General features: G+C 70.6%; 7 protein-coding genes. 5 read left to right on the top strand and 2 right to left on the bottom strand.

Translation table 11 applies throughout. The features are described from left to right. Positions 1–351: 351 nt before the first annotated feature. Both AB0J90_RS35545 and AB0J90_RS35540 read right to left on the bottom strand, forming a co-directional pair. Complete coding sequence (locus tag AB0J90_RS35545; RefSeq protein ID WP_363603489.1) at positions 352–1,371, bottom strand: TAXI family TRAP transporter solute-binding subunit; 1,020 nt, start codon at positions 1,369–1,371, stop codon at positions 352–354. Next, positions 1,368–3,929 (bottom strand): TRAP transporter fused permease subunit, encoded by a 2,562-nt coding sequence (locus AB0J90_RS35540; protein ID WP_363603488.1) that lies wholly within the window; start codon positions 3,927–3,929, stop codon positions 1,368–1,370. The genes AB0J90_RS35545 and AB0J90_RS35540 overlap by 4 nt, the downstream gene beginning before the upstream one ends. A gap of 172 nt (positions 3,930–4,101) precedes the next feature. Between AB0J90_RS35540 and AB0J90_RS35535 the strand changes: the two genes are divergently transcribed. The 5 genes from AB0J90_RS35535 (at position 4,102) to AB0J90_RS35515 (ending at position 8,183) form a co-directional block, all read left to right on the top strand. Further along, on the top strand, positions 4,102–4,707 hold the full coding sequence (locus AB0J90_RS35535) for a TetR/AcrR family transcriptional regulator (RefSeq protein WP_363603487.1): 606 nt from the start codon (positions 4,102–4,104) through the stop codon (positions 4,705–4,707). Positions 4,708–4,844: 137 nt separating this feature from the next. After that, positions 4,845–5,426: a TIGR03086 family metal-binding protein gene (locus tag AB0J90_RS35530; RefSeq protein WP_363603486.1), complete on the top strand. Its 582-nt coding sequence runs from the start codon at positions 4,845–4,847 to the stop codon at positions 5,424–5,426. Positions 5,427–5,678: 252 nt separating this feature from the next. Further along, positions 5,679–6,644: a sugar ABC transporter permease gene (locus AB0J90_RS35525; protein ID WP_363603485.1), complete on the top strand. Its 966-nt coding sequence runs from the start codon at positions 5,679–5,681 to the stop codon at positions 6,642–6,644. After that, positions 6,641–7,504 carry a carbohydrate ABC transporter permease gene (locus tag AB0J90_RS35520; protein WP_363603484.1) on the top strand — a complete coding sequence of 288 codons (864 nt, stop codon included), beginning with the start codon at positions 6,641–6,643 and terminating at the stop codon, positions 7,502–7,504. The genes AB0J90_RS35525 and AB0J90_RS35520 overlap by 4 nt, the downstream gene beginning before the upstream one ends. Before the next feature lie 4 nt (positions 7,505–7,508). Beyond that, complete coding sequence (locus AB0J90_RS35515; RefSeq protein WP_363603483.1) at positions 7,509–8,183, top strand: hypothetical protein; 675 nt, start codon at positions 7,509–7,511, stop codon at positions 8,181–8,183. The last annotated feature ends 201 nt before the right edge of the window (positions 8,184–8,384 follow it).

The raw sequence follows: 8,384 nt of genomic DNA, 5'->3' as shown, positions 1-8,384 counted from the left end.
TGACGTATTATAATTTTCCCCGCCCGCCCAACATCGGCACAAGGGGGGGGACGCGGGGGGGGGCCCCCCCCCCACGGCACGGACGTTGTTGCAGGTGAGGACCGTACGAATCGGGCAGGTGAGGCGTACGCGGAGGGGCGCGGAGCACAGTCCGTGAAGCGTCCTAGGAACCTGGTTTGGAGGGAAGGTCGGATGAATGGTGGATGGGTGGTGGTCTGAAAGACGTACGGGGCGGGCGGTTTTTCGGCCCCGATTCGGGTGAATCGCCCGGGCAGTGAGGTGGCGACCGGCGGCGGCACGGTCAGGGTGTCCCGGGTCCGGGACGGGCGGACCCGGGACGGACGAGTTGGACTACTTCGGGGCGTTGAGGTCGTCCAGCGCCTTGGTGGCGCCACGGTGCAGGGGCACCGGAGTGGTCTTGCGGGCGGTCTCCAGGCTGATCTCCCTGGCCGCCGCATTGGCCTGTTCGAGCTGCGGTTTGCGGTCGAAGAGCGCCTTGGTCAGTACGCAGACCAGGTTCGGGTCGAGGTCGTCCTTCACCAGCAGCAGGTTGGGCACCACGATGGTCCGTACGGCGGCTGGGGTGCCGTAGGTGGCGGCGGGGATGGCGCCTTCCTCGTACACCGGGTTGATTTTCTTCATCTCGGACAGCAACGGGGTGATGTCCAGGAAGGCGACCTGGTCCCGTGAGGTAGTGAACAGGTCGGTGATGCCTGGGGTGGGGAGCCCACCGGACCAGAAGAAGGCGTCGATCGAGCCGTCCTTGACACCGTCGACGGTCTTGGTCAGGTCGAGCCGCTGGGCCTGGATGTCCTGGGCCGGGTCGAGACCCGCCGCCTCCAGCAGCCGGTTCGCGATCACCTCTGTGCCCGACTTCGGGGAACCGGTCGAGATCCGCTTGCCCTTCATGCCTTCGACCGAGGTGATTCCCGAGCCGGTACGGACGACCACCTGGGTGTAGTTGGTGTAGATCCGGGAGAGCGCCTGCACCGGCTGCGCCTGGCCCTCGAAGCTGCCGGTGCCCTGGACCGCGTCGGCCGCGGTGTCGGCCAGCGAGAACGCCACCGCGTAGCTTCCGGCGACCAACTGCTGGATATTCTGCACCGAGGCACCGGTTTCGGCGGCGGTCGCCTTGACGTTGCCGTCGGTGGCGGTGGTGATCTGCTCGGCGTAGGCGTTGCCGAGCGCGAAGTAGACACCGGTGGAGTTACCGGTGGCGATGCCGATCCGGATGTCGGCGCCGACCTCGCAGCTCACCTCGCCGCCGGCATCGGTGGTGGCCCCGTCCTGCCGGCCGCCGCAGCCGGCCAGGCCGGTCAGCGCGAGGCCGACCGCCGCGATGCCCGCGACGGCCCTCGTGGCACGGTTCATGAACTCTCCTTCTTCCGGGGTGATCGGTCCGGCGGAGGGGCCGACCGGGCCGTTGACCTGATCTCGCCGGTTCCCTCGACCGGGTCGGCCGCCCCGGCCTCCCCCGCCTCACCAGCTCGCCCCACCGAACCGCTCGACCGGGACACCCCCGCAGTCCCCGATCCCGCCGCCGATCCCGCCGACCCCGACCCCGGTCCGGCCGACCCCGATCCCGGATTTGGTCCGGCCGCGCCGGATCCCACTCCCGCCGCCGCTGACCCCTGACTCGTCGCTCCCGCCACCGCCGCCGCCCCCTGGCCCACCGCTCCCCCTACCGATGGCGGTGCCGCTGGCGCCCCCGCCACAACCGGATCTGCTACAACCGGCTGCGCCGCTGCCGGACCTGCCACGGCCGGCTGCCGGTCGGCGCGGCGGCGGGCCACTGCCAGTACGGCGGCGCCGGCGAGCAGGGCGGCGCCGGTCCCGATCGACACCGGGTGCAGGTAGAGCAGCAGCAGGCCGGCCAGCCCGGCGAGGATCCGACCGGGGGAGCCGACCGGGCCGATACCGAGCAGCCAGCCGCCGCTCGCCGTGGCCACGGCGGCGATGCCGAGGCAGGCGACCGCGGCGGTCCAGAGCACACCGAGGACCGGTCCCCGGCCGAGCAGGTATTCCCCCGGCCCGGTCAGCACGAAGGCGATCGGGGCAAGGAAGGCCGGTAGCGCGTACTTCAACGCCTGCCACATGGTCGCCACGGTCCGGCCGCCGGTGATCGCGGCGGCGCCTACCGCGGCGAGCGCGGTGGGCGGGGTGACCTCGGAGAGCACCGAGTAGTAGAAGACGAACATCGCCGCCGCGGGAGCCGGTACGCCGAGCGCCAGCAGCGCCGGCCCGATGATCACCCAGCCGATGATGAACGAGGCGGTGACCGGTACGGCGAGCCCGAGCAGGGCGAGCGCGATCGCGGCGAAGACGACGGTGAGCGCGAGTACGACCGCGGGCCGGTCGGCGAGTGTTTCCGCGGCGCGGACGAGCAGACCGGCGAACTGGGCGCCGAGGCCGGTCTTGGTGGTGGTGGCGGTGATGATGCCGGCGGCGCCGCAGACCGCGACGACCGGGAGCACTCCGCGTACGCCGGTGACGAGGGCGGTGAACAGGCGGTCGGGGGTGAGCCATCCTCGCCGGTCGAGGAAGGAGAGTACGAACGCCAGTGCGGTCGCGTAGACCACCGAGCGGGTGGCGCTGACCCCGGTCGCGAGCAGCACCACGATGACGATCAGGGAGGAGAAGTGGTAGCCGAAGCGGAGCAGCAGCCGGCCGGGCGAGCCGGCGACGACCTCGACCGCCCGTACCCCGAAGCGGCGGGCGTCGATCTCGACGGCGAGCAGGATGCCGAGGTAGTAGAGCAGGGTCGGGATCATCGCCCAGCCGAGCACGGTCAGATAGGACACGCCCAGGTACTCGGCGACGATGAAGGCGGCGGCGCCGAGCGTGGGTGGGGAGAGGATGGCGCCGACACCGGCGGCGGCGAGCATGCCGCCGGCCTGTTCGGGCGGGTAGCCGGCGCGGCGCAGGATCGGCCAGCTCACCGCGCCGACGCTGACGGCGGTGGCCGTACCGGATCCGGAGACCGTGCCGAGCAGGAAGCCGGCGGCGACGGCGGTGCGGCCGGCGGCGCTGCGTGAGCGCCGGAACGCGGAGACGGACAGGTCGACGAAGAAGCGACCGGCGCCGGAGAGGTCGAGTACGGCGCCGTAGATGGTGAACAGCACGATGTAGGTGGCGGCGACGTCGAGCGGGGTGCCGTAGAAGCCGCTGCCGGAGTTGTAGAGCGCGTCGACGATCTGGGCGAAGTCGAGTCCGGCGTGGGCGATCGCCCAGTGCTGCGGCAGCAGTCCGCCGTAGTAGCCGTAGCCGAGGAAGAGCAGGCAGACCACGGGCAGCACCCAGCCGGTGGTGCGTCGGCAGGCCTCGATCAGCAGGGCCAGCAGCAGGGCGCCGAGCAGCACGTCGGTCGGGGCGAGCAGTCCCTGCCGGTCGAGGAAGGCGTCGTAGCCGCCGCCGGCCCCGGCGATCGGGATGGGCAGCACCGGGTAGAGGCAGACGACCAGGGCCAGTCCGGCCAGCAGCCAGTCGCCGGCCGTGGGCCGGTCGGCCGTGGGCTGGTCCGGCCGATCGGCGGGCGGCACCGGGCCGCGTCGGGTCAGCCGCGCCGGCCACCGCAGGCCGGACCGGTAGGCGAGGAAGACCAACGGGAGTACGCCCGCGAGGAAGATGATCAGGTAGTACTGGCTGCCCTGCGACAGCGGCCGGAACACCTGGGCCAGTACGAGCAGCGCGACGGTGAACGCGGCCACGGCGACGACGGTGGCGGCCGGTCCGGTGAGTTCCCTGGCCGGGCGTTCCTCGTCGTCGTAGACCACCGTGACCGCTGTCGCGGGCTCACCGGGTGCGACCGACGCAGCCGTGGCACCCGGACCCGTCGAGCCGGTTGTCGGTTGCTCCACCATCGACGGTCGTGGGGATCCGTCCCGCTCGGCGTCGGCCGTTGGTGGGACGGGGGCCTGACCCTCGGGCATGTGCGGGACCCTACTACGAGCCACCGACGAACTCCGATATCTTCACCCGATAGAGATCAATGCGTACCGCCGGGTGTGGCACTTGAGCTGGCCATCCCACATCCGGTCACGAGCCAAAGACCGTCAGTATTGGTGACTTACCGTATTCACATCGATAGGTTAACGTAGCCGCGTGACGAGACGCGCGGCCGAGGTCCGCCTAGATGCGCTGCTGCGTACCGCCTGTGCGGTGATCAAGGAGCGCGGGTTGGCCAACACCCGTACCGCCGATGTGGCCCAGGCCGCCGGGGTGAGCCAGGCGCTCGTGTTCTACCACTTCGCCACCAAGGAACGACTGCTCGCGCAGGCGTTCGCGTACGCGGCGGAGCAGGACCTGGCCCGGCTCGACGCGGTGGTCCGGTCCTCGGCCGGCCCGCTGGAGAAGCTCCGGAAGATCCTCAAACTGTACGCACCGACCGGCCGGTCGAAGTCGTGGGGAATGTGGATCGACGGCTGGTCCGAGTCGCTGCGTACCCCCGAACTGGAGAAGGTGTCCCGGCGGTTGGACCTGCGCTGGCGGGAGGACCTGACCGACATCATCGCGGCCGGCGTGGACGAGGGAGTGTTCGTCTGTGACGATCCGGGCGGCGCCGCCTGGCGGATCAACGCCCTGATCGACGGGCTCGCGGTGCAGTCGGCGGTGCACGACCGGGTGATCTCCCGCCGCCTGCTCTCCGAGTGGGTACACCTCGCCACCGCACGCGAGTTGGGCCTCTCCCCCGAACAACTGGACGGCTGACCCGCCGGGCCGAACGACTGGGCGGGTAACCGCCGGGCCGAACGACTGGGCGGGTAACGGCCGGGCCGAACAGCTGGGCGGGTAGCCGCCGCGCGGAAAGACCGGCCGGTGGGACGGAAGCGGAGCAGAATCGGGTCATGGATCTGCTGCAGGCGTACCGGCGCAGCCTGGACGAGTTCACCGACCGGGTCACCCAGGTCGGCTACGACCAGTGGGCGCTGCCCACCCCGTGCGGGGACTGGGACGTACGCACGCTGGTGAACCACGTGGTCACCGAGGACCGGTGGACCGTGCCGCTGCTGGCCGGGGCGACGATCGAGCAGGTCGGCGACCAGTTCGACGGTGACCTGCTCGGCGACGATCCGGCCGGTGCCGCGCAGGATGCCGCGGCGGCGGCCGAGCGGGGTGCGAGCGAGCCCGGTGCGCTCGACCGTACGGTGCACCTCTCGTTCGGCGACACCCCCGCGAGCGAGTACCTGCACCAACTGCTGGCCGAGCACCTGGTGCACGGCTGGGACCTCGCCGTGGCGATCGGCGTCGAGCCGAAGCTGGACGCCGAGGCGGTGCACGAGTGCGCCCGCTGGTTCACCGAGCAGGTCGGGATGTACCGGCAGGGCGGCCTGGTCGCGGCCGCGGTGCACGTACCGGAGAATGCCAGCGAGCAGGACCGGCTGGTGGCGGCGTTCGGGCGCGACCCGGACTGGGCCCCGGGCGACTGAGACGACCGGGCCGCGGGCGACCGGAACGACCGGGGTCCCGGCCGGGATTTTCCAGGGCTCGAATGAAACGATTCACCTCGCCAACCTCCTGGCCAGCGGAGTTCGATGAATGTTTCACGGCCGTGTCCATTTCGTTGACAGGACCCCCGACCGCCGGTACGTTCCCCGTCATTGAATGGTTTCACGCGCGCCGCCACGGGAGTGCGCCGCCCCTGCGGCGCAGGCGTCACGAGCCGATCGGATTGCTACGCCATGACGACTGACACACTGCGCCGGCCGCCCCCCGGGCCCGCCGACCCGACCGCCAAAGCAGGGCGCAACCGCCCACGCTACCGGCGCCACCGGCCCGGCATCGCATACCTTTTCCTCTCCCCCTGGGTCTGCGGCGCGCTGCTGCTCACCCTCGGGCCGATGCTCGCCTCGCTCTACCTGTCGTTCACCGACTACGACCTGTTCACCAGTCCGAACTGGGTCGGCCTGGAGAACTACAAGCGGCTGTTCACCGACGACGCCCGGTTCCTCGCCTCGGCCAAAGTCACCGCGACGTACGTGCTGATCTCCGTACCGTTGAAGCTGGCCGCCGCCCTGGCGGTGGCGATGCTGCTCAACAACGCGCGGCGCGGACAGGGTTTCTACCGGTCCGCGTTCTACGCCCCGTCGCTGCTGGGCACCGGGGTGGCGATCGCGCTGGCCTGGCGGGCACTGTTCACCGACAACGGCGTGGTCGACTCGCTCACCGGTCAGGTCGGCTGGGACACCGGCGGCTGGATCAACGAACCGGACTACGCCATCTACGTGCTGATCATCCTGGCGGTCTGGCAGTTCGGCGCCCCCATGGTGATCTTCCTGGCCGGGCTGAAGCAGGTTCCGCAGGAGCTGTACGACGCCGCCGCGGTCGACGGTTCCGGCCGCTGGCGCACATTCCGTTCGGTGACCCTGCCGATGCTCTCCCCGATCATCCTGTTCAACCTGGTGCTGGAGACCATCCACGCGTTCCAGGCGTTCACCCCCGCGTTCATCGTCAGCGGCGGGCGGGGCGGGCCGAGCAACTCGACCCTGTTCTACACGCTCTACCTCTACGAGCGCGGCTTCTCCCAGTTCCGGATGGGCTATGCCTCGGCGATGGCCTGGATCCTGCTGATCACCGTCGCCCTGATCACCGCGCTCTTCTTCGGCACCTCCCGCCGCTGGGTCTTCTACGCCGGGGAGAACAAATGACCACCTACCCGCAGTCCAGCACCACCGGCAGCCGACTGCGCGGCCTCGGCTGGCACGCACTGATCATCGCCATGCTGTTGCTGCTGCTCTACCCGATCGTCTGGCTGCTCACCGCGTCGGTGAAGCCGACCGACGAGATCCTGTCCAGCCTGGACCTGTTCCCGACCCGGTTCGTGCCGGAGAACTACTCCACCGCACTGGACGGTATCGCCGGCATCAGCGTGTGGCGGTTCTTCGGCAACTCGCTGATCGTCGCGGTCGGCGCGGTGCTGGGCAATTTGATCTCCTGCTCCCTGGCCGCGTACGCCTTCGCCCGGCTGCGGTTCAAGCTGCGTGGGCCGCTGTTCGCGCTCACCCTGCTGACCATCATGCTGCCGTACCACGTGGTGCTCATCCCGCAGTACACGATCTTCCAGAAGCTCGACCTGGTGGGCACCTTCGTCCCGCTCATCCTGCCGAAGCTGCTGGCCACCGACGCGTTCTTCATCTTCCTCATGGTCCAGTTCATCCGGGGCCTGCCCCGCGAACTGGACGACGCCGCCGAGATCGACGGCTGCGGCCCGGTGCTGACCTTCCGGTACGTGATCCTGCCGCTGCTCAAGCCGGCGCTGGTCACCACGACGATCTTCACGTTCATCTGGACCTGGAACGACTTCTTCAGTCAACTGGTCTATCTGAACGACCCGGAGACGTACACGCTGCCGTTGGCGTTGCGGCTGTTCATCGACCAGACCAGCGAGTCGGCGTTCGGCCCGATGTTCGCCATGTCGGTGCTCAGCATCGTGCCGGTGGTGCTCTTCTTCCTCGCCTTCCAGCGTTACCTGGTCGAGGGCATCGCCACCTCCGGGCTGAAGGGCTGAGCCGGTGACCGGACCCGAGGACGACACACACCGCACCCCGGCACCGCCACGCTTCGGTGGGTTCGCCGCCGGACTGGCCCGCCTCTCCGAGGTGCTGGTCCTCGGTCTGCTCACCCTCGTCGCCGCGCTGCCGCTGGTGACCGCGTACGTGGCGGTCACCGCGGCGGTGACGGTACTGCGCGATCGCGCCGACGACGGCGCGGGCGTCACCGTACGGGGCTATCTGCGGGCACTGCGCGCGGCGGCGGGCAGTGGCTGGTGGCCGTACCTCGTGCCGGTCGTCCTGGCCGCGGTGCTCACGCTCGACGCGGCCGCGGTCGGCGCCGGACTGCCCGGCGGCCGGGTCATCGGCCCGGCCCTGCTGCTCGCCACCGCCCTGCTGGCCGCGATGGCACTGCGCGCGGCGGTCGCCTGGCAACCGAGCACCGGCTGGCCGGCCGCAGCCGCAGCGGCCGTCGACCGCACCCGGTCCGACCCGGCTGGCACCGCGCTCCTGCTGCTCGCCCTGATCGCCGTGGCCCTGACCGCCTCGATGGGGCCGATCCTCTGGCCCCTGCTACCCGGCCTACCCGCACTGGCCGCCGTAGCGGTCGACCGCCGCCGCCCCACCCTCACCCCCGCAGGAACCCTCACCCCCGCAGGAACCCTCACCCCCACCAGGGGCCCAAGCCGGCCGTAACCGCAACGAGCAACACCCGCACCCGCTCCACCAGACCCCCGAAACAGGAACACCCGCGCCCCACCCGGCCCGGCACGGACAAGAAACACCCGCGACCAGCCAGGGTTCGGGCCCGCCGTGACCGGCGAGAGGATCAACCCGACCGTGCAGGCCTCGCTGGAGCGGGCGAACGCGTCCATCTACCCGACCGTACGGCTCGCC

The organism is Micromonospora sp. NPDC049523 (assembly GCF_040676775.1).
Classification (GTDB): domain Bacteria; phylum Actinomycetota; class Actinomycetes; order Mycobacteriales; family Micromonosporaceae; genus Micromonospora_G.
Note: the sequence above shows the minus strand (reverse complement) of the source record. Positions and strands in the feature narration are given on the sequence as shown.

Excerpts from the sequence above, each read along its gene's own strand:
- AB0J90_RS35525 (WP_363603485.1), top strand. The coding sequence starts at position 5,679 with ATGACGACTGACACACTGCGCCGGCCGCCCCCCGGGCCCGCCGACCCG.
- AB0J90_RS35540 (WP_363603488.1), bottom strand. The coding sequence starts at position 3,929 with ATGCCCGAGGGTCAGGCCCCCGTCCCACCAACGGCCGACGCCGAGCGG.
- AB0J90_RS35545 (WP_363603489.1), bottom strand. The coding sequence starts at position 1,371 with ATGAACCGTGCCACGAGGGCCGTCGCGGGCATCGCGGCGGTCGGCCTC.
- AB0J90_RS35530 (WP_363603486.1), top strand. The coding sequence starts at position 4,845 with ATGGATCTGCTGCAGGCGTACCGGCGCAGCCTGGACGAGTTCACCGAC.
- AB0J90_RS35520 (WP_363603484.1), top strand. The coding sequence starts at position 6,641 with ATGACCACCTACCCGCAGTCCAGCACCACCGGCAGCCGACTGCGCGGC.